Here is a 21,036-nt window from a genome sequence, read left to right as displayed (position 1 = left end):
TCCGAAAACCGCTGCACACTTTTCGGGATGCGCTCTTAGGCTGCGACGGAAACCGGCTTGAGCGCCAGCGCTTCGGCCTTGTCGATTGCTGCACCGGCGACCGCATCGCCAATGATCACCATGACCGGGCCGGAAAGCTCCTTGCGGCTTTCGAGATCCGGCAGATCCTTCAACGTTCCGTGGAACAGGCGCTTGTCCTGACGGCTCGCATTTTCCACGACTGCCACGGCAGTATCTTCATGCAGGCCCGCCGCAATCAGGCGCGCGGCAACGGAAGCCGCGACCGTCGAGCCCATATAGACGGCGATGGTTGCACCGGAGACGGCAAGTTTTGCCCAGCCCGGCAGCACATCGCCTGTCATGTCGTGGCCGGTCGTAAACACCAGCGACGACGCGACGCCGCGCAGCGTCAGCGGCAGTTCCATATCGGCTGCGGCAGCGAAGGCCGAAGTAATGCCGGGCACGATCTCGAAGCCGATACCGGCAGCACGCAATGCCGCAATTTCCTCGCCTGCGCGTCCAAACACCAGCGGATCGCCGGATTTAAGCCGAACGACACGCTTGCCTTCCCGGCCGAGCGTTACCAGCAGGCGGTTGATCTCTTCCTGGCTCTTGGAATGGCAGCCCTTGCGCTTGCCGACGGAAAGGCGTTCCGCGTCACGGCGGCCCATGGTAATGACACCCTCCGGCACCAGGGCATCATGCACGATCACATCGGCTTCCATCAAAGCGCGGTGCGCCCGCAGGGTCAAAAGGTCCTCGGCGCCGGGACCGGCACCCACCAGCCAGACATAACCGGATGCGTCCAGTGGCCGCTCGATGAGATCATTGGCAGCGCGATAAGCCCCTTCTCGGTCGCCATCTTCAATGGCGCGCGAAACGCTGCCCGAAAAGAAACCGCGCCAGAAGCTGCGACGCGCCAGCCCTTTCGGCAGCACGCGCTCGACCAGTGGACGCCAGCTTTCGGCAAAATGCGCAAGCTCGCCGAGGCGGGGCGAAAAGGCGGCATCGATCCGCGCACGCACCATCTGCGCCAGTACCGGGGCCGAACCTTCGGTGCCGATGGCGATCGCAATGGGGGCGCGGTTGACGATGGCTGGCGTCAGAAAATCGCAAAGCGCAGGCCGGTCCACCACATTCACCGGAACCTTCTGCGCCCTGGCCAATGCAGCGACGGCGCGATCCTGTGCTTCATCGCCGGTCGCGACGAAGACGAGCTTTGCGCCTTCCAGCTGTTCGCTGGCAAAGGGAGCTGCGACGTGCTCCACATCATGCGCGGCGATGAAATCGGCCAGATGGTGTTCCGGTTCCTCCGCGACGATACGAATGCGGGCGGAGGTCTGCGCCACGAGGCGCGCCTTGTTCAAGGCTTCCTCGCCGCCGCCAACGACGACAACCACCTCGTCCGAAACCCGGAAGAAGGCGGGAAAATCAGCCAGCAGACGCTTCTGCGAAAAAGACATGAGCACCATCCTTTGAAGCATTTCCAGCGAAAGCGGATACCGGTTTCGTGTCTGGAAAAGCATCAGGCAACAAGACGGTGCTATTATTCATGGAAGGGCCTTGCTTTATAAGAAACGCCCTTGCGCGCGAAAATCTCGCCGCGCATCACTTTTTCTCAAATCAGGCAATTGCAGGATTTTCATTCCCGGAAGCGGAGCAAATATACTCTACAATTTTTATAGGATTTACATAGACTTATAAGTAATTGCGGCTGGTGAAGAATGCTGGCACATGCTTCGGCCACCGCCTCGGCAGCACGGCGATCAGGTCGAAACGCAGCGACAGTCGGGCATGATCGGGCTGGCGTTGCAGCCAGAGATCGGCTGCGGCTTCGATACGGTGCATGGCTTGCGGCGTGACGGCCAGTTGCGCAGCTTCGAGGCTGTTCCGCGCCTTGACCTCGACGATGAGCACCAGATCGCCGCGCCGGGCGATCAGGTCGATCTCGCCAAGCCTTGTGCGATAACGCCGCGCGACGACCCGAAAACCCTTGAGGAGAAGCACCACCGAAGCAAAGCGCTCGGCGCTATGTCCGCGAAAGAAAGCAGTTCGCTTTTTCTCGCGGAGGTCCGTCATGGCTGATCCGATTTCAGTTGCATGAGGCGCTGATAGAGCACCGATTTCTGCCCGCCGGTCATACGCGCCGCCTCGCCTGCGGCCTTGGATGGCGGCAGTTCGGCGGCAAGCGACAGAAGCAGCCTGTCGATATCTTCTTCGCTTTGGGCAACAGCATCGCCGACAGGCGGGCCAACCAGCAGTACGACCTCGCCGCGAATACGATCCTCGCCATCGAACTTTTCCGCAAGTTCACCCAGCGATGCCGTGACAACGGTTTCATAGGCCTTGGTCAATTCGCGGCAAAGCGCGCCCGCGCGTTCCGCTCCGAAAGCGGCAGCCATGTCGGCCAGTGTCGCGGCCGTGCGGTTGGGCGACTCGTAGAACACCAGCGTTGCGTCGATATTTTTGAGGCTCTCAAGCTTCGACAATCGCTGTCCGTGCTTGGACGGCAGGAAGCCGCAGAACATGAAGGCATCGGTCGGCAGGCCGGAAGCGGCAAGTGCGGCCAGAACGGCGGAAGCACCCGGAACAGGCACGACACGGATGCCCGCCTCGCGCGCCTCCCCCACCAGCCGGAAACCGGGATCGGAAACAAGGGGGGTTCCCGCGTCGGAGACGAGCGCGACGCTTTTGCCCGCCGTCAGCGCAGCAATCAGCTTTTCACCGGCCTCTGCGGCATTGTGCTCGTGATAGCTGATCGGACGGCGCGCTATGCCATAGCGGTCGAGCAGGACGCGGGTGACACGGGTATCCTCGCAAGCCAGAATATCGACGGAAGCCAGCGTTTCAATGCCGCGCAGGGTCATATCGCCGAGATTGCCGATAGGGGTCGAGACGATATAAAGCGCAGGCTCCAGCGGTCGGGCACGCATCACCGTGCCGCCCACCACATATTCCCGCCGCTCACCGCCCGTTTCATCCGTCATCATGCGTCCTTCAGTGTCTGAATCAAGCGGCCAGATCGGCGACCAACGCATCCAGCACCAGCGCGCCATCCGGCGTTGCGCGGATGAAGCTGCCATCCATCGGTTCGATCATGCCTTCCGCGATCAGTTTCGCCAATCGCTTTTCGTCGACGGCATGGCCTGAAAGCCGCTCGTAACGGGCAAGGTCGATGCCTTCACGCAAGCGCAGGCCCATCATCAGGAACTCGTCGCCTTCCTGCTCGCCATCGAGATATTCTTCCTCGATAATGCCGTGGCCGTTGCGCTCGACCTTGTCCAGCCAGGTTTCCGGGTGTTTTTCGGTCATGGTGACGGTACGCACATCGTTTTCCACGAACCGCCCATGGGCGCCGGGACCGATGCCGACATATTGCCCGTAACGCCAATAGACGAGATTGTGCTGCGACTCGCGCCCGGGCACGGCGTGGTTGGAAATTTCATAGGCCGGAAGCCCGTGCTCAGCCGTCACCCTTTGCGTTTCCTCATAAAGGGCTGCGGCGTGATCCGGGTCGGGCGTCGTCAGCTTGCCCGCCTTCCAGAGATTGTAGAACTGCGTGCCTTCCTCGATCGTCAGCTGGTAAAGCGACAGGTGATCGGCAGCAAGGCCGATGGCTTCCTTCAGCTCCTCGCGCCACGCCTCTATGGTCTGGTTCGGGCGCGCATAGATCAGATCGAAGGACAGGCGCGGGAAAATCTCACGCGCCAGCCGGATTGCCGCCTTGGCTTCCTCGACCGAATGCATGCGCCCAAGACGGCGCAGATCGGGATCGTTGAGCGCCTGAATGCCGAGCGACACGCGATTGACGCCTGCCGCGCGATAGCCGCGAAAGCGATCCGCTTCCACGCTGGTGGGATTTGCCTCCAGCGTCACCTCGATATCCGGTGCAACGGACCAATGGGACGCAATCCCATCGAGAAGAGCGCCAACCGTTTCGGGCTGCATCAGCGACGGCGTGCCGCCGCCCAGAAAAATGCTGGTGATCGTGCGCGGGCCGGTGCGTTCGCGCAGGCATTCCATCTCACGAAGAAACGCCTCGGAAAAGCGGGCCTGATCGACCGGCTTGTGCCGAACATGGCTGTTGAAGTCGCAGTAGGGACATTTGGCCAGGCAGAAAGGCCAGTGCAAGTATACGCCGAACGCATCTTCCCCGTTTGCGCGCGCGATCGGTATCGCCCCGGCGGTATTTGCGCGGGCAGCGTCCATTGCCTGCAAAGGGGGAAACAGCTTGTTCATTTCGCAGGCGCCGCTTCCACATTGAGCGCTTTTTCGGCAAAAAGCTTGAAGGCGCGCGCACGGTGCGACAGGGCCGAAGCGTCGCCCGGTTTCCAGCCATGCTTCTCGTCGGCGGTCATTTCGCCGAAAGTCTTTTCATAGCCGTCAGGCAGGAAAATCGGGTCGAAACCGAAACCGGTATTGCCCCGCGGCGGCCAGACAATCGTGCCTTCGACCTCGCCACGGAAATATTCCGCCTCGCCATCGGGCCAGGCGAGACAGATGACCGATACAAACCGTGCCTTGCGCTGCTGCGGTTCAAGGGCGCCTTTTTCCTGCAGCAGGTTCTCCACCTTCTGCATCGCCATGTCGAAATCGCGGGTACCGTCCTCGGTCTCGGCCCAGTTTGCCGTGTAGACCCCCGGATCACCGTCAAGCGCATCGACCATCATGCCGGAATCGTCCGAAAGGGCGGGCAGTCCCGTTGCTTCGGCAGCCGCGAGCGCCTTGATATAGGCGTTTTCCTCGAAAGTCGTACCGGTTTCATCCGGCTCCGGCAGGCCAAGGGCAGCTACAGAACTGACCTCGAAACCGAACGGGCCGATCAGGCCGTCGAATTCCTTCAGCTTGCCCGCATTGTGCGAAGCAACGATCAGCTTGCCCTGTTCCAGTTTTCTCATTTTCAGTTCCATAGTTTGGGTTCGGCAATCTCCAGCGAATTGCCGGACGGATCACGGAAGTAAATTGAATGCGCGCCATTCGGCCAATCGAACTCGGCCTCTATCGCCACGCCATGTCTTGCCAGATGGCTGCGCCAGCCTTCCATCTCCTCCCGGCTTGCGGCAAAACAGACATGACCGGGCCCGCTGGTGCCGTGGGCCGGTACGGGCAAATGTCCGGCGGGCGGCGGCTTCAACGTTTCTTCCGCCTTGAAGAGAAGCAATATGCCCTCTCCGCAGCGGAAAAATGCATTGCGCTCGCTGACTTTGCCAACCGGCTCCAGTCCCATTGTTCCCTGATAGAACTCTATCGCCTCGGCGACATCGCGGACATAGAGAGCGGTTTCAAGAATACGTGCTGCGCGCATGGATGAGGTCTCCTCGATATATGGAGCAGACCTCGTTCCTATCAGGCGACAGCCATTTTCTGCAAGGACACAAGACGATCAATGCCGCCGCGAGCAAGCTTCATCAGGCTGGCGAATTCTTCTTCCGAGAAAGGCGCACCTTCCGCCGTTCCCTGAACTTCAACGATCCCGCCCTTGCCGGTCATCACGAAATTGCTGTCGGTTTCGGCGACAGAATCTTCCGCATAATCCAGATCGAGCACCGGCTCGCCTTCATAGATGCCGCAGGAAATCGCGGCGATATGGTCTTTCAGGACCTTCTCGACGCGCACCATCTGGCGTGCTTCCATCCAGCGCAGGCATTCATGAAGCGCCACCCAGCCGCCGGTGATAGCCGCCGTGCGGGTGCCGCCATCGGCCTGAATGACGTCGCAGTCCACGGTGATCTGCACTTCGCCGAGCGCCTGCATGTCGACAACGGCGCGGAGGCTTCGTCCGATCAGGCGCTGGATTTCCTGCGTGCGGCCACCCTGCTTGCCAGCGGCGGCTTCGCGGCGCATGCGGTCGCCGGTCGAGCGCGGCAGCATGCCGTATTCCGCCGTGACCCAGCCCTTGCCCGTATTGCGCATCCAGCCCGGCACCTTTTCTTCAAGGCTTGCGGTGCACAGGACATGCGTATCGCCAAACTTGACGAGGCAGGAGCCCTCGGCATGTTTGGAGATGCCGCGTTCGAAAGAGACGGCGCGCATTTCGTCAGCCGCACGCTTGGATGGACGCATTGAGAATTCCTCGATTCATTTACCTGTGCGGCTTTTTAGGCTTCCCACACACAAATAGAAAGGCGCTCTGCCCGAAAAACCGACAGAGATGTTGAGAGCCCTGTCACTATAACCTAAAGCCTTTGACGCTTTGGCTTGTGCCCTTATATTTGGCCTATGTCATTCGTAAACTTCGCGACCATAATATGATGAAAACGCCGGAACACCAGCTTCTGAGTTCGCTCGACCAGCGTTCGCGCGATATTTTCAGGCTGATTGTGGAAACCTATCTGAACGATGGCGATCCGCTCGGTTCACGCAACCTGTCGCGATTGCTGCCGCACACGCTTTCGCCTGCGACCATCCGCAATGTCATGAGCGACCTGGAGCATCTGGGCCTTATCTATGCGCCGCATGTCTCGGCCGGACGCCTGCCGACGCAGATCGGACTGCGCTTCTTTGTCGACGCATTTCTGGAAGTGGGCGACCTGCCGCCGGAGGAACGCTCCTCCATTGAAGCGCAGGTTCGTTCCGCCGGCATAAACAATTCGGTCGAAAGCGTCCTGACAGAAGCAAGTCAGGTTCTTTCCGGCCTGTCGCGCGGCGCGGGCCTCGTGCTGGCCACCAAGGCGGAAGGCGCGCTCAAACATATCGAATTCGTTCGTCTGGAGCCGACCCGGGCGCTTGCAGTTCTGGTCATGCAGAATGGCGACGTCGAAAACCGCGTCGTCAACCTGCCCGTCGGCATCAGCAATTCGCAACTGGTCGAGGCATCGAATTTTCTCAACGCGCATATTCATGGCCACACGCTTTCCGAAGCCAAGGCGGAGCTGAAAAAGCTGACGGAAGAAACGCGGCAGGAACTCGACCAGCTGTCGCAGGAACTGGTTGCCCAGGGACTGGCGGTCTGGAGCGGAGCCGGAACGGATCAGCCGGCGCGGCTGATCGTGCGCGGGCGCGCCAATCTTCTGGAAAACATCCATGCGCAGGAAGATATCGAGCGGCTGCGCCATCTCTTCGATGACCTTGAAACCAAGGATGGCATGGTCCAGCTGCTCGATCTTGCGGAGGCGGGTTCGGGCGTACGCATCTTCATCGGTTCGGAAAACAAGCTTTTCTCCCTTTCCGGCTCGTCGCTGGTGGTGGCCCCCTATCGCGACAGCGAGCAAAGGGTTATTGGTGCCCTGGGGGTCATCGGGCCGACACGGCTCAATTATGCGCGGATCGTCCCGATGGTGGACTATACCGCACAGATCGTGTCCCGGCTCCTGCGTTAACTGTGAGACTTGCCGGGACAAACCAAGGCACTGAAAATAGACCTTGATTTTATTGGCATGAAACTCGATATCCGCCCCAGACGATAGTTTGTTTTTCGCATTATCCGACGCAAAGGCTCATGCAGTTTTGCTGGAAATGCTCTATTCAAGACGGAAGTAGCATCATGGCTGACGAAAAAAACAAATCCCAGAACCCCGATCTTGAGCAGCGCGATATCAACAATCCCCGGGATCGTGAGGCGCTCAACCGTGCTGCCGACGAATTTCTGAAGGCGCGCAAGGCCGAAGCCCGTGCAGAAGCTGCCGAGGACGAAGCCGAAGCGGAAGTGGACGATACCGCGAACCGGATTGCCATGCTGGAAGCAGATAATGGCGAACTGAAAGACCAGTTGCTGCGCGCCGCCGCCGAAATGGAAAACCTGCGCAAGCGCACCCAGCGCGACGTACAGGATGCGCGCACCTATGCGGTGACCAATTTTGCCCGCGACATGCTGTCGGTTTCCGACAATCTGCGCCGTGCACTCGAGGCTATCCCTGCCGAAGCCATGGCAACCGATGCCAGCCTCAAGTCGCTCGCCGATGGCGTCGAAATGACCGAACGCGCCATGCTCCACGCTCTGGAACGCCACGGCGTCAAGAAGCTGGAACCGGAAGGCCAGAAATTCGACCCGAATTTCCATCAGGCCATGTTCGAAGTGCCGAATGCGGATCTGCCGAACAACACCGTCGTGCAGGTCGTGCAGGATGGTTACGCCATTGGCGACCGCGTTCTGCGCCCGGCCATGGTCGGCGTCTCCAAGGGTGGCCCGAAGGCTACTGCCGACAATGGCGCTGCCGCTCCCGAAGGCAATTCCTGATCCGAACAAAAACCGACGAGAATTGGAGCGGCGGCTTTGTCTGCCGCTCTTTTCATATCTGCGGTCTGGTTTCCGATAACATGCATATTGCTATATTGGGACACACCGGTGAAAAGTTGTCACAGAGCATGCTTCCCGAAAGTGGGCACCGGTTTCGGGGGATTCCGGCGTTTCGTTTAAACGGGACATGCTCCGGCATGTGCGGAGGAGAGCAACAGCGTGACGATTCCTGAGTTTTTGAATTTCGCAGGCGTTTTCGTTTTCGCTGCGACCGGTGCTCTTGCCGCCTCGCGCCGCCAGCTCGACATTATCGGCTTTCTGTTCCTTGCCAATATTACCGGTATTGGCGGCGGGACATTTCGCGATCTGGTGCTCGGCGCGCCGGTTTTCTGGGTCGTCGAGCCCGCCTATCTGCTGGCCGGCACGCTGGCCGCGATCGTCGTCTATTTCACCGCGCACATGGTGGAGTCGCGCTATCGCGTCCTGCTCTGGCTCGATGCCATCGGTATGGCCGCCTATACGGTATTGGGTGCCGCCAAGGGGCTGGCGCTCGGTTTCGGGCCGTCCGTCGCCATCGTGACCGGCATTTCCACGGCCACGCTTGGCGGCATATTGCGCGACATGGTGGCTGGCGAGCCTTCCGTGCTGATGCGCCGCGAGATTTATGTCACGGCTTCGCTTGCCGGTGCGTGCCTTTATGTCCTGCTTGCCTGGCTGCATGTCGAACCAGCCATATGCGCAGTGGCGGCGGCTTTGACCGCCTTCGTCATTCGCGGGGGCGCCCTTTATTTCGGCTGGACATTGCCCGTCTATAAAAGCCGTCCCGGGCGCACCGAAGAAGAGCTTCAGCGCGACCGGATAATCAGGCCGGAATAAGCCTTATACCAGCCCGGCCTGGCTTGCGGCTGCCTGCAGGCTGAGTTGCGGGCGCGGGCCCATCTGCTGGATGATCAGGCCTGCCGCCAGCGAACCGAGACGCGCGCAATCTTCAAGCGAACGGTCGTTCGTATAGCCGTACAGGAAACCGGCGGCGTAAAGATCGCCTGCCCCCGTCGTATCGACCAGCGCATCGATTTCGATGGCGGGAACGGTCAGGGTCTGGTCGGGCGTGACCACGACCGCGCCTTTTTCCGAACGGGTGATGATTGAAAGCGCGCAATCCATGCGCACGGAGGCAATCGCCGTTTCGAGCGATTTCGTCTTATAGAGTGACTTGGCCTCGTCCTCATTGGCGAAGACGATATCGACCGTGCGCGAGCGCATAAGCTCCAGAAATTCCTCGCGATACCGGTCCACGCAGAACGGATCGGAAAGCGTCATCGCCATCTGGCGGTTTTTCTCATGCGCGATCTTCGATGCAAGGACAATGGCTTCCTTGGCGCGCGGCGGGTCCCACAGATAGCCTTCGAAATAGGTCACTTTCGCATCGGACACCTTGGAGGTTTCGACATCCTCCGGGCCAAGTTCCACACAGGCGCCAAGAAAGGTATTCATCGAACGTTCGCCGTCCGGCGTCACGAAAATCATGGAACGGGCGGTCGGCGAGCCATTTTCCAACGGGCGCGTATCGAAGGCGACGCCCTGCGCGCGGATGTCATGCGCGAAAACACGGCCCAGATGATCGGTCGCGACCTTGCCGAAATAGGCCGATCGTCCGCCAAGACTTGCAACGCCTGCTGCGGTATTTCCGGCGCTGCCGCCGGACATTTCCGTCACCGGGCCCGCAATGCGACCATAAAGCAATTCGGCACGATCCGCGTCGATCAGGTTCATCGCGCCTTTGACGATACCGTTTGTTTCCAGAAAAGACTCATCAGTGCGCGAAATAATGTCGACAATGGCATTGCCGATGCAAAGGACGTCGAATGTGGCCATGAGCGCGAGAAGCTCCCCTTTTGATTGGTCTCCTGTCCGCCAGAAGCAGATCGGTCACGTGGGTGCCGGTTTAGCCGTTTGCAATCCCTTTGGCTACCCTGCAAGCTTCCCTACCGTGATCGTGCGGCTTGCTTCGGAATGGAGGCATACCTATTTCCATCTTTGTCCACAGTCGGAATTGGGGCCAAAATGATCCTGGATGCTGCCTTGAAGGCTCTGAAGCGCCTGACCACACCGGAATTGCGCGCAGTTTTCTGGAAGACCCTCGGTTTGACGCTGTTGCTGCTAATCGGTCTTTGGGCCGCAGTCCGTCAAATCTTTTTTACTTTTGCCTGGCCATGGATGGAGCAGATTTTGCCCGGCATGCCGGATTGGGCAGGCTGGCTCGGCATCGTTGCCGCCATCGTTGCAGGTCTTGGCCTGGCGCTTGTGCTCGCATTGATGATTGCACCCGTTACAGCGCTGGTAGCAGGCCTGTTTCTCGATGATGTCGCCGAAGTAGTCGAACGCGAGGACTATCCCAACGATCCTCGCGGCACGCCGTTGCCGATCGGCCGTTCCATCGTCGTTTCGCTGAAGTTTCTCGGCATCGTCATTATCGGCAATATCGCCGCCCTACTGATGCTGTTCATACCCGGCATCAACCTGATCGCCTTCTTCGTCATCAATGCCTATCTGCTCGGGCGGGAATTTTTCGAGTTTGCGGCCATGCGCTATCGGTCCGAAGCTGAGGCGAAGGCGCTACGGTCACATTATGGCGTGACGGTCTTTCTGGCCGGGCTGCTGATTGCAGGCTTCATGGCGATCCCCATCGTCAACCTTCTCACCCCGCTTTTTGCGGCAACGATGATGGTCCATCTGCACAAGGCGATCTCGCAGCGCGAAAGCAAGCTCACGCCTGCGGCGGCAAGGGGATAAGCGGCGCGGGCACGTCGCAGGTTTTCGCCGGATATTTGCAGATATCCGCAATCACGCATTTCTCACATTCGGGCTTGCGCGCCTTGCACACATAACGGCCATGCAGGATGAGCCAGTGGTGTGCGTGAAGCATGTATTCGGCTGGAATGACCCGGACGAGGATGGCTTCCACGGCCTCCGGCGTCTTGCCGGGCGCAAGACCGATCCGGTTGCCGATGCGCAGGATATGCGTGTCCACCGCCATGGTCGGCTGGCCAAAAGCCATGTTCAGCACCACATTGGCCGTCTTGCGGCCAACGCCCGGCAATTTCACCAGTTCATCCCGGTCGCCGGGAACCTCGCCGCCGTGATCGCGGATCAGGGCTTCGGACAGGAGGATGACGTTTTTTGCCTTGTTGCGCCAAAGACCGATGGTACGGATATAGTCGCCGACTTTTTCCTCGCCGAGCGCCAGCATTTTGTGCGGCGTATCGGCAACGGCAAAGAGCCCCCGCGTCGCCTTGTTGACGCCTGCGTCGGTGGCCTGCGCCGAAAGAACGACGGCGACAAGAAGCGTGAATGCATTCACGTGCTCAAGCTCGCCCTTCGGCTCGGGTCTCTGGATGGAGAAACGGCGGAATATCTCGTGAATTTCATCCGCCGTATAAAGCGTGCCCCGCACCCGACGCTGGGAACGGGCAGGAGATGCGTTCACGGGCGATTTGATTTTGGCCTTTTCCATTCCGCCTCTATAATGGTTTCCCTATCGACAAAACAATCAGCAGCTTGACGCAGGCCGGATGCGGCGTTGCGAGATGATCTGAAAACGATGCACCACCCAGACGGCGCGGAACCCGACCGGTTCGACAAACCCATTTTCGAGGCCCTGCTCACGCCCTATCGTTCGCTGGGGCGGACGGGCTTTGCCGTGCTGATGGGAGCCCTGATCGGTTGCTGGATGTTCGTAGGCATTCTTTTCTGGTCCATCGGGGCCTGGCCCATCTTCGGGTTTTTCGGCCTTGATGTCCTGCTCATCTATCTGGCCTTCCGCTGGAATTATCGTGCCGCCCGGGCGCGGGAGGAAATCTCCGTATCGCGCTCCGCCCTGCATATTCGCAAATATGCGGCATCCGGCAAGGTGACCGCACATCGCTTCAATCCGTTCTGGACACGGTTCAAGGTTGCGCGAAAGCCTGACATTGGCATCACCGGCATGAGCGTCGAGAGCCGCGAGGCGAGCGTCGCGGTCGGCAAGTTCCTCAATCCCGACGATCGGGAAAGCTTCGCCACGGCTTTTGGCGCGGCTCTCGCCGAAGCGCGTCGGTAAGCGCTCCTAAAGTTCCCGGGTATCTTGCGCCTGAACTTCACCCTACGATGGAGTGAAGGAATCCGGATTGGCCCTTGAAGTCAGGCTTTTCACAAGCCATATCAGTTAGCGAAGAGTACGCCGTATGGGTTCTCTTCATAACGGTCGCTTCTCATCAAGGACTGATGCAATGACAAGAATGACACCGTTTTCGAGCCCTCTGCTGCTCGGATTCGACACGATGGAAAAGACGCTGGAACGGATCGCTAAATCCGGCGATGGTTATCCGCCCTATAATATTGAACGCCTGCGTGGCGAGACTGGCTCCGAACGTCTGCGCATCACCCTGGCGGTGGCCGGGTTTTCCAGCGACGACCTCGAAGTCATGACGGAAGACAATCAGCTCGTCATCCGCGGACGCCAGACCGACGATACCGAACGGGAATTTCTGCATCGCGGCATCGCCGCCCGGCAGTTCCAGCGCGTTTTCGTTCTGGCAGACGGTATGCGGGTTCTCGGTTGCGATCTGAAAAACGGCCTTTTGGCCATCGATCTCGACCGCCCGGAACCGGAGCGGCTGATCAAACGAATCAACATAGCGGTGAAAGACTGAAACTGTTCAGTTTTTGTTCAGCACAAGTCCGCTATATTGAAAATGTGAAGCTCTGAAGCGGCATGGTCGCAAATGACATGCCGACGAAATGGAGGCTACGACCATGAACCGACAGATATTCACCGAAAACGAATTCGCCCATCTCGGCGAAGGTGAAGTTGCCTATGTGCGCAAGATCCGTTCTGATGACCTTGCCCGCAGCTTCCCTGCCCTCCCACCGATCGAGCCGGGCCTGGAACTCTGGGCGCTGTTTGGCGCCAGCGGCGAGCCAATCGTGCTTTCCGATTTTCGCGCCACCGCGCTGCAGGGCGCACAGGAGCACGAACTGCGCACCGTGATGCTGCACTGATCTTTGGTGCGATAACGGCCATCGCCGGTATCGCGTCGCTGGCAGCATCTGCCTTCCCCGCACATCGTTTCTGCGAGCGGACAAACAAAACCGCCGTTCAAGCTGAACGGCGGTTTTGTTTACGAGAAACTATTTGAACTCAGGCCGCGTTGGACGCTGGCTGAGCGGTCAGGAATGAATAAAGCGCCTGCGCGTCATGCGTGCCGCGCAACTTCGCAACAGTATCGGCGTCGCGCAGCATACGGGCGATGCGCGAGAGAGCCTTCAGATGATCCGCGCCGGCATTTTCCGGCGCGAGAAGCAGAAAAACAAGATCGACAGGCTGATCGTCCAGCGCCTCGAAATCGACCGGGGTTTCCAGACGAGCGAAGATTCCGGCTATTTTGTTGATGTTCGCCAGCTTACCGTGCGGAATGGCAACGCCATTGCCCACCCCGGTGGAACCGAGGCGTTCACGCTGGAGAATTGTTTCGAAAACTTCGCGCTCAGGGAGACCGGTCAGTTCCGCAGCCTTCTCAGACAGAATCTGCAAAAGCTGCTTTTTGGAGCTGGCTTTCAGCGCAGGGATAATCGCCCCTGGCTGAATCAGATCACTAAGATCCATTCTCTCCGTTCCTTCTTCAATCAGGCCTTTTCAGCCCGGTTTTGGGAAGCGCACGCGGCCGCCGATCGCGGTCCGCTGCGTGCGCTTCAGGTTTGCCGTCAGGCGCGGGGCGCGGCCTGGCGGGTGACCATCGATGGATCGACCCAGCCGATATTGCCGTCCGCCCGACGGTAGACGATATTAACTTCATCATTGCCGGCATTGCGGAATACCAGAACCGGATTCTCGATGAGATCCAGTTCCACGACCGCCGACGCCACCGACATGGTGCGCAGGGCGACGGACGATTCCGCAACAATTGTCGGCGCGTAATCCGCCGGAAGATCCTCCTCTTCCTCCGGCAGGGGTGCCATAACACGATATGCAACGTCATCATAGATCGCATCCGGCTGCGTGGCAGGACGCGATTTCAGACGGCGCTTGTAGCGGCGAAGGCGGGTTTCGATCTTGTCCGCAGCCGCTTCGAAAGCCAGTTGCGGATCCTGTGCCTCGCCAGTGCTTTGCAGAGTCGCACCGCTATCGAGGTGCAGGGTGCAATCGGCACTGAAACGCGAACCGGACTTGGTGACCGTAACCTGTCCGGAAAAGCCATGATCGAAATATTTGCCGACCGCTTCATTAACCCGATCAATGATCCGGGTCGTGAAAGCTTCACCGACGTCCATATGCTTTCCAGATACACGCAGAGTCATTTGGCACACCTCATTTGCGTTACACCACAGAACCCAGTCTAATCACAAGGCGAGCGAAGCGCAAAGCGAACCAGCATCAAAGATGCTTTTCATCCAGTGCGTTTTCCAACCAGATCCATGATGCCGACGAGCTTCTCAGGCGCACTCTCCGCAGAGGTGTTGAAACACCTTCCGAAAAGCCTTTGAAGTCCTGGCTGCTCCCGGAAAAGCCCGTTGACGGGGTGGTTGCCACACATTTCTCTTACGTAACGCCCGGTTAGCGTCACCCGTTCGGATGACATGCCTTGGAACGCCACATTGTCCTTCCTTCAAACATATGCACAATCGCAATTTCTTCCAGAAATTACGCATTCCCGGACATTTCCCGCAGAAACATATGCTGGAAACGTCAATCTCATGCTTTCTCCCGAAAACCGGCCAATCCGGGAGATATGCTTCAATTCTGCTTTGGCGCGGCTTTCCGTATAACAAGCCGTATTACGGACCAGCGCCTCAGTTCACGCTGACCGCCTCTCGTGAAAGCCGGAAAACCGAGGCTTTAATTACGGGCCGCAGCGCGAGCCGGGCTTCTATTGGTTGAAATGGCGCTTGTCAATTGGCCCTCTTGCCACCTGGTCGCCCTGCAATGTCGATCTTTTCACAAATCGAGATCGAATTTTTCTGAATGAACAGCGCGACAAGTCAAAAATTTTAGAGCGTTCCTCCCCTGTTTTCACAGGAGAACGAAGCTTGAAATACATTTCGGGACCGCCTTGGCGGACGATCAGGAAGCCGACAATCTCGCCTTCTTTTCCCGCCTGCGTTGTACCGATGAGGCAATATTCATCGATTCCCGGTATTTTGCGACCGTTCTTCGCGCAATATCCACACCGTCCTTCTTGAGGGCATCCACGATGGCGTCATCGGAAAGCACGTCGTCAGGCTTTTCGGCGTCAATCATCTGGCGGATGCGATGGCGCACACTTTCGGATGAATGCGCGTCGCCTCCCTCGGACGAGGCGATGGAAGCATTGAAGAAATAGCGCAATTCAAACACGCCGCGTGGCGTCGCCATGAACTTGTTCGCGGTCACCCGGCTGATGGTGGATTCATGCATGCCGACCGCATCCGCGACAATGCGGAGGTTGAGCGGCTTCAAATGGGTCACTCCGTGGCGCAGAAAACCGTCCTGCTGCCGCACGATTTCCTGCGTGACCTTCAGGATAGTGCGGGCGCGCTGGTCAAGGCTGCGCACGAGCCAGTTCGCAGTCTGCATGCAGTCCGAGAGAAACGCCTTTTCCTCGGCTTTCACCGAGGCGTTCACCTCGGCATAATATTCATTGTTGACGATGAGGCGCGGCATGGCCGCGGCATTCAACTCGATGGCCCAGCCGTCATCGCGCGACGGCGTCACCAGCACGTCCGGCACGATGGCATCGGCGACCGAAATCTCGAACAATGCGCCCGGTTTTGGATCGAGCATGCGGATTTCGGTCAGCATATCGAGAATGTCGGCCTGATCGACGCCGCAAAGTTTCTTGAGCGTCGCGAAGTCGCGCCGCGCCAGAAGATCGAGATTGTCGATCAAAGCTTCCATCGCCGGATCGAACCGATCCTTGAGACGCAACTGTATCGTCAGGCACTCCCGCAGGTCACGAGCGAAAAGGCCATGGGGATCAAAGGTTTGCATGACACCGAGCACGCGCTCGATTTCGACCGTTTCCACGCCCAGGTTCTGGGCGAGCCCCACAATATCGACACGCAGATAGCCGCTCTCGTCCAGCGCGTCGGCAAGCGCGGTTGCGATGAACCGGTCCATCGTCGCGGAAAAAGTCAGCGCGATCTGTTCCGCCACATGCTCGCCCAGCGAAACCCGGCTCGCCGTGACCTGGTCGATGTCATAAGCGCTGGCTGAAACATATCCGTCGCCGCCAGCGGATTTCCATTGCGCGGCAAGGTCAGGCCCGATCTCATCGGAGCGACCCGGATCGTCGGGAAAGATGTTCTCAAGCGAACTGTCGAAGGTGGAAGAAAGGCTCTCCGCATCGCCGGAGACTTCCGTCTTGAACCAGTCGTCCTCCGACGCTTGGGACTCTATCTCTCCCTCATCGGCTTCTCCATCGTCGCGGACGGAATCCGAGCCTGCAAAATCATCATTTGCTGCCTCGATTCGGTCCAGAAGCGGATTTTTTTCAATTTCGGCGTCGAGAAACTGCTCCAGCTCCACATGCGTCATTTGCAGCAGTCTTATCGACTGCATCAACTGGGGAGTCATTACCAGCGATTGCGACTGACGGAAATCGAGCTTGGGCGACAATGCCATGCGACGCGTTATTCTCCCCGGTTTACCCCTGCCGACCTCCACGGACCGCATGTTCAGGCCGAACGGAATGAAAACTGGTATGAACCTTGCTTGTCAATTCAGAATGCGCGTTTTTCAAGCAAAAGGGGAAATTAGTCGCGGAAGGGATGGGCAAATGTGGAGGCGCACTGTTTCGCGCGCTCCCAGATCATGATGCGTCAACATGGGAATTTGGAGCGCCAGCCTGAATTCCTTCAGACCGATGGGCGCTCTAGAGAGTGAACTGGTCGCCGAGATAAAGCCTGCGCACGTCCGGGTTGGCAACGATTTCCGCAGGGCGTCCATGCGTCAGCACCTGACCGGCGTGAATAATGTAAGCGCGATCGATAAGGCCGAGCGTTTCGCGCACATTATGATCGGTGATCAGGACGCCGATGCCGCGGCTCGTCAGATGGCGGACAAGCTGCTGAATATCCGAAACGGCAATCGGATCGACGCCCGCAAAAGGCTCGTCCAGCAGCATGAAATTCGGGCGCGAGGCAAGCGCACGGGCAATTTCGAGACGGCGGCGTTCACCGCCGGAAAGCGAAATGGCGGGTGCCTTGCGCAAATGCGCGATGTGAAATTCTTCCAGAAGTGCGTCCAGTTCGGACGCGCGCTTGGAGCGATCCTTCTCCACCACTTCCAGCACGGCCTTGATGTTGTTTTCCACCGAAAGACCACGAAAAATGGACGCTTCCTGCGGCAGATAGCCAATGCCAAGACGCGAACGGCGATACATCGGCATCGATGTGACATCAAAACCGTCGATCTCGATGGAGCCCGCATCAGCCGGGACGAGACCGGTCACCATGTAGAAACAGGTAGTCTTGCCGGCACCGTTCGGCCCCAGAATGCCGACGGCTTCACCCGCCCGCACGCCGAACGACACGCCGTTGACGACCTGACGGCCGCGATAGCTCTTGCAGAGACCGCGTGCCACCAGCGTACCCTTGAGACGCGCCGACTTACCCGGCTGGCCGGGCATGGCTCCGGCAACATCGGATGGTGCGTTCACATTTTGCGATGCGTCTTGCGACCCGTCGGCCTTCTTGTTCCAGAACAATCCCACGCCTGCTCCGGTCAGTTCTGCTTGGGCGCAGCACCGCCCTGCTGTTGATCTTTCGGAGCCATGATGATCGATACGCGACCCTTGGACTGTCCCTTGCAGCTTTCGACATTGGCGCGTCCCGTATCGAGATGCGCGGTCAGCTTGCAGCCGGTCACGACATTGTCGCCATCGGTCAGCACCACCTTCTGCCCCTGGAGAACCATCACCTGGTTCTTGGCATCATAGCGGCCCGTATCGCCGGTTGCGACCTGGGTGCCAGACTTGAGATAGACTTTTCCAGAAATGTCGATGTGATCGATGCTCGACGAATCGAGGCCACCGACGCCAGCACTTGCCGGTTCCGGCGCCTGAGCGTCACCGTCCTTCTTGGCCTTGTTGTAATAGACCGTCATCTGGCCAGCCTTCAGCAGCGCATCGCCCTGCGAAACGGCAACATTGCCAGTGAAGACGGCAACGCCTTCCTTGTCGCGCATTTCAAGCTTGTCGGCGTCGATCTTTACGGGAGCCTTGCTGTTGGAAAGCTTCAGGCCGTTCACAGCCGCGCCTTCCTGCGCCAGAGAGGCTGCCGGGGCCGCGATCATGCCGAGCGCCAGAACTGCAAATCCCATCCGCAAAGTGCGGGCCATCGTACCCTTGTTCATCTTGCCCGTCTCGCGTTCCATATATCACCAGCTCCCCGAAGCATTCGACCATTCCTGGGCCGACATGCGGTCAGACGCAACATTAAGCACTTTGCGTCCAAATGGGAACATTCGGCATCGCAAAATGCGATCAAAAAAGCGGTTTAGAGCCTGTGGCATTCCGATTGCATCAGAATCACGCTCTAACAATTTGTTTTCGAGCACATTTCAATCCGAAACCGGCTTCGCAACGTACTCAAGCGCCCGCACAGATATGAATCGGTCCGAACGCTTCGCCTGTCCTCAAATCAGGCTTCCTTTTCAGGGAGCCTTGTTGGGCGAAACAACGCTGCCGTCAACGGTCATTCGAACCTTGTTCTCGAAAATCAGAACCTTGCCGTTGTCCTTGACCTGCATGCTGTCCGCCAGAATATGCGTGCTGCCGCTGCGGATGTCGACGGGCTTGTCGGTCGTGATCTGCCCGCTCTTCAGATTTACGTCCGCAGAATGCATCACCGCACGCAAACCATCATCCGTGGTAACAGTAAAGTCCTTATCAAGTTGCAAACGCCCATTGGCATTGTCGTAGACACCCGACGTCGCCTCGACCTTGGCCGTGCCCTTTTCACCAACCGGCAATTCGGCGGAAATGCCTTCCAGTGAAATCGCGCCGCTGTTCTTCGCATCCTGCGTCGCCTTGGCAGCGGTCATCGAATAGGGGCGGTTGTCCTTGGTGTATCCATTGAGGTGCGGGCTCGTCATGACAAGCTTGCCGCTTTCGCCGCCATTATTCACTTCCACCTTTATGGGCGTGTTCGGCGTCGCAAGAAACGTGTACCATGAGAACACGGCCGCCACGATAACAGCAGCCACCGGCAGCGCGGTCTTCAAGACGCGAACACGGACTGAATGGCGCTGTGCCGCATGGAAGAGCGCCTCTGCCTTCTCCGACGCCCCAAAACGCATGCCACCCTTGCCGCGACCCTGGGAGGTCACGTTCTGCGGCGCATGGCTGGGTGTCGTGTCGGCGGTCATGTTGCGTTCAGTTCCTCAATGCTTTCCTGGAATTCAATAATCGGCGCGCCTATGTCGCGCTTTTTCATTTCAATAAGGTTTATTTGGGGTGAAATAGACGGTCGCTCAATAGCTTCATACCGCACAAAACACCGCACCCGCCTCCCAACAGGACAGCAAGAACGGTTTATGTGCTTGATAATTCATCCCAATTTGCGCTCTACCAAGATTGGTAGAATGCTAATCAACTCTTTGATATCACAAATCTGGCCCAAATTACAGTCGGGTGTGGCGTCACCATGAAAGCTGAACCGGCAACAAACCGGGAATCGCGCGCGTCGTCATGACTATATATACCCGGTACGGGAGCATTTCGCGAAACAGGAACGATATCCGGCCAGTCCTATTTTTCGAAGAGACTTGCCGCATGCCTTCATTCAAGGCAAAAGGTGAACTGCAAGCGCGAACCACGCTATTTGAACGAACGGATGGACGGGAATGGCTCAAGACGCCGAAGCAATCATTGAACGCCGGAAATTGCGCAGAAAGCTGACAGTCTGGCGCGGAGCGTTCCTGCTTCTGATCGCAGCCCTGATCGCCGGTTTCGCTTCCTGGTCCATGCGCGGCACCAATTTCAGCCAGCCGCACATCGCCAAGGTTCGCATCGAAGGCACCATCTTCGAGAATGAGGAATTGCTGAAGCGCCTCGACAAGATCGCCAGGGACGATGCCGTCAAGGGTGTGATTCTGGTCCTCGATTCGCCGGGCGGAACGACGGTTGGCGGGGAAGCCATTTTTGAAGCCGTCCGCAAGATTGCCGAGAAGAAGCCGGTCGTGACCCAGGTGGGCACGCTCGCCGCGTCCGCGGGCTACATGATTGCCAGCGCATCCGATCATATCATCGCGCGGCAGACATCCATCGTCGGCTCCATCGGGGTCCTGTTTCAATATCCCGACCTCTCGAAGCTTCTCGATACGATCGGCGTGAAAGTCGAAACCATCAAGTCTTCGCCGCTCAAGGCGGAGCCCAACTATTTCAGCCCGGCCAGCGACGAAGCCAAGGGAATGATCAGCAATATGATCATGGATTCCTACGCCTGGTTCGTGGATATTGTCGAAAAACGCCGTTCATTTACGCATGAACAGGCGCTGGCGCTCGCCAATGGCGCCGTTTTCACCGGACGGCAGGCGCTGGACAAGAAGCTGATCGACGGGCTGGGCGGTGAAGAGGAAGCTGTTGCCTGGCTTGCAGGCAAGGGGCTCTCGAAGGATTTGCCTCGCCTGGAATGGAAGCCGGTCAACGACGATACCGGATTTTCGCTGCGCGACCTCATCATTCATGCCGGTGCGCGCCTCATCGGCGTGCCGCAGGAAGCCGATGGCATGTTGAAGCAGATTGCCAAGGAACGCATCTTTCTTGACGGACTTCTTTCGGTTTGGCACGTTGACGGTACGCCTGAAGCGAATTGACGCCGTCCGGGCAAACACACACAATATC

General features: G+C 58.5%; 23 protein-coding genes. 8 read left to right on the top strand and 15 right to left on the bottom strand.

Annotation, left to right across the window (positions count from 1 at the left end; all coding sequences use genetic code 11):
- Positions 1-35 precede the first annotated feature (35 nt).
- The 7 genes from cysG to rph form a co-directional block, all read right to left on the bottom strand.
- On the bottom strand, positions 36-1,472 hold the full coding sequence (gene cysG, locus ABWW28_RS06515) for a siroheme synthase CysG (RefSeq protein ID WP_113342145.1): 1,437 nt from the start codon (positions 1,470-1,472) through the stop codon (positions 36-38).
- A gap of 226 nt (positions 1,473-1,698) precedes the next feature.
- Entirely contained in the window at positions 1,699-2,079 is a 381-nt protein-coding gene (locus ABWW28_RS06510; RefSeq protein WP_063619973.1) for a YraN family protein, read from the bottom strand.
- Positions 2,076-2,987: a 16S rRNA (cytidine(1402)-2'-O)-methyltransferase gene (gene rsmI / locus ABWW28_RS06505; protein WP_063620072.1), complete on the bottom strand. Its 912-nt coding sequence runs from the start codon at positions 2,985-2,987 to the stop codon at positions 2,076-2,078. The genes ABWW28_RS06510 and rsmI overlap by 4 nt, the downstream gene beginning before the upstream one ends.
- A 22-nt stretch (positions 2,988-3,009) precedes the next feature.
- Complete coding sequence (gene hemW / locus ABWW28_RS06500) at positions 3,010-4,239, bottom strand: radical SAM family heme chaperone HemW (protein ID WP_006465901.1); 1,230 nt, start codon at positions 4,237-4,239, stop codon at positions 3,010-3,012.
- Positions 4,236-4,898 (bottom strand): RdgB/HAM1 family non-canonical purine NTP pyrophosphatase, encoded by a 663-nt coding sequence (gene rdgB, locus ABWW28_RS06495; RefSeq protein ID WP_006470896.1) that lies wholly within the window; start codon positions 4,896-4,898, stop codon positions 4,236-4,238. Before rdgB ends, hemW begins: the two co-directional genes overlap by 4 nt.
- A 2-nt stretch (positions 4,899-4,900) precedes the next feature.
- Entirely contained in the window at positions 4,901-5,305 is a 405-nt protein-coding gene (locus ABWW28_RS06490) for a VOC family protein (protein WP_006465899.1), read from the bottom strand.
- 41 nt (positions 5,306-5,346) lie between these two features.
- Entirely contained in the window at positions 5,347-6,063 is a 717-nt protein-coding gene (rph, locus tag ABWW28_RS06485; protein WP_063619972.1) for a ribonuclease PH, read from the bottom strand.
- Between the two features lie 185 nt (positions 6,064-6,248).
- On the opposite strand from rph, the gene hrcA reads away from it, so the two are divergent.
- The 3 genes from hrcA (at position 6,249) to ABWW28_RS06470 (ending at position 9,052) form a co-directional block, all read left to right on the top strand.
- Positions 6,249-7,319 carry a heat-inducible transcriptional repressor HrcA gene (hrcA, locus tag ABWW28_RS06480; protein WP_025089795.1) on the top strand — a complete coding sequence of 357 codons (1,071 nt, stop codon included), beginning with the start codon at positions 6,249-6,251 and terminating at the stop codon, positions 7,317-7,319.
- 164 nt (positions 7,320-7,483) lie between these two features.
- Positions 7,484-8,176, top strand: a complete 693-nt coding sequence (grpE, locus tag ABWW28_RS06475) for a nucleotide exchange factor GrpE (RefSeq protein WP_006470898.1) — start codon at positions 7,484-7,486, stop codon at positions 8,174-8,176.
- 219 nt (positions 8,177-8,395) lie between these two features.
- A complete protein-coding gene (locus ABWW28_RS06470) occupies positions 8,396-9,052 on the top strand; it encodes a trimeric intracellular cation channel family protein (protein WP_006470899.1) in 657 nt (218 codons plus the stop codon).
- A 3-nt stretch (positions 9,053-9,055) separates the two neighbouring features.
- Here the strand turns inward: ABWW28_RS06470 and ABWW28_RS06465 are convergent, their stop codons facing one another.
- Positions 9,056-10,051 (bottom strand): adenosine kinase, encoded by a 996-nt coding sequence (locus ABWW28_RS06465; RefSeq protein WP_063619971.1) that lies wholly within the window; start codon positions 10,049-10,051, stop codon positions 9,056-9,058.
- 189 nt (positions 10,052-10,240) lie between these two features.
- Between ABWW28_RS06465 and ABWW28_RS06460 the strand changes: the two genes are divergently transcribed.
- On the top strand, positions 10,241-10,969 hold the full coding sequence (locus ABWW28_RS06460; protein WP_063619970.1) for a sulfate transporter family protein: 729 nt from the start codon (positions 10,241-10,243) through the stop codon (positions 10,967-10,969).
- Here the strand turns inward: ABWW28_RS06460 and nth are convergent.
- Positions 10,944-11,690, bottom strand: coding sequence for an endonuclease III (nth, locus tag ABWW28_RS06455; protein ID WP_063619969.1), 747 nt, complete (start codon positions 11,688-11,690; stop codon positions 10,944-10,946). The genes ABWW28_RS06460 and nth overlap by 26 nt on opposite strands.
- 87 nt (positions 11,691-11,777) lie before the next feature.
- Here nth and ABWW28_RS06450 point away from each other — a divergent pair, with 87 nt between their 5' ends.
- The 3 genes from ABWW28_RS06450 (at position 11,778) to ABWW28_RS06440 (ending at position 13,216) form a co-directional block, all read left to right on the top strand.
- Positions 11,778-12,275: a DUF2244 domain-containing protein gene (locus ABWW28_RS06450; protein WP_063619968.1), complete on the top strand. Its 498-nt coding sequence runs from the start codon at positions 11,778-11,780 to the stop codon at positions 12,273-12,275.
- Between the two features lie 169 nt (positions 12,276-12,444).
- The gene (locus tag ABWW28_RS06445) at positions 12,445-12,867 is read left to right on the top strand and encodes an Hsp20 family protein (RefSeq protein WP_006470903.1); all 423 of its coding nucleotides are present in this window, start codon (positions 12,445-12,447) and stop codon (positions 12,865-12,867) included.
- A gap of 103 nt (positions 12,868-12,970) precedes the next feature.
- On the top strand, positions 12,971-13,216 hold the full coding sequence (locus ABWW28_RS06440) for a BQ00720 family protein (RefSeq protein ID WP_063619967.1): 246 nt from the start codon (positions 12,971-12,973) through the stop codon (positions 13,214-13,216).
- 139 nt (positions 13,217-13,355) lie between these two features.
- Here ABWW28_RS06440 and ptsN read toward each other — a convergent pair whose 3' ends face one another.
- The 6 genes from ptsN to lptC form a co-directional block, all read right to left on the bottom strand.
- Positions 13,356-13,820 (bottom strand): PTS IIA-like nitrogen regulatory protein PtsN, encoded by a 465-nt coding sequence (ptsN, locus tag ABWW28_RS06435; RefSeq protein WP_006465889.1) that lies wholly within the window; start codon positions 13,818-13,820, stop codon positions 13,356-13,358.
- Between the two features lie 98 nt (positions 13,821-13,918).
- Complete coding sequence (gene hpf / locus ABWW28_RS06430) at positions 13,919-14,512, bottom strand: ribosome hibernation-promoting factor, HPF/YfiA family (RefSeq protein ID WP_006470905.1); 594 nt, start codon at positions 14,510-14,512, stop codon at positions 13,919-13,921.
- Between the two features lie 763 nt (positions 14,513-15,275).
- Complete coding sequence (rpoN, locus tag ABWW28_RS06425; protein WP_063619966.1) at positions 15,276-16,814, bottom strand: RNA polymerase factor sigma-54; 1,539 nt, start codon at positions 16,812-16,814, stop codon at positions 15,276-15,278.
- A gap of 250 nt (positions 16,815-17,064) precedes the next feature.
- The gene (gene lptB, locus ABWW28_RS06420; protein WP_006465885.1) at positions 17,065-17,904 is read right to left on the bottom strand and encodes an LPS export ABC transporter ATP-binding protein; all 840 of its coding nucleotides are present in this window, start codon (positions 17,902-17,904) and stop codon (positions 17,065-17,067) included.
- 11 nt (positions 17,905-17,915) lie between these two features.
- Positions 17,916-18,566 carry an LptA/OstA family protein gene (locus tag ABWW28_RS06415; RefSeq protein ID WP_063619965.1) on the bottom strand — a complete coding sequence of 217 codons (651 nt, stop codon included), beginning with the start codon at positions 18,564-18,566 and terminating at the stop codon, positions 17,916-17,918.
- Positions 18,567-18,845: 279 nt separating this feature from the next.
- A complete protein-coding gene (gene lptC / locus ABWW28_RS06410; protein ID WP_021586380.1) occupies positions 18,846-19,559 on the bottom strand; it encodes an LPS export ABC transporter periplasmic protein LptC in 714 nt (237 codons plus the stop codon).
- 477 nt (positions 19,560-20,036) lie between these two features.
- Between lptC and sppA the strand changes: the two genes are divergently transcribed.
- Positions 20,037-21,008, top strand: coding sequence for a signal peptide peptidase SppA (gene sppA, locus ABWW28_RS06405; protein ID WP_063619964.1), 972 nt, complete (start codon positions 20,037-20,039; stop codon positions 21,006-21,008).
- The last annotated feature ends 28 nt before the right edge of the window (positions 21,009-21,036 follow it).

Origin of the sequence: Brucella sp. NBRC 14130, from assembly GCF_040371715.1 — a bacterium.
Classification (GTDB): Bacteria; Pseudomonadota; Alphaproteobacteria; order Rhizobiales; family Rhizobiaceae; genus Brucella; species Brucella intermedia.
The sequence above is the reverse complement of the archived record's forward strand: the minus strand, read 5'-3'. Positions and strand labels throughout refer to the sequence as shown.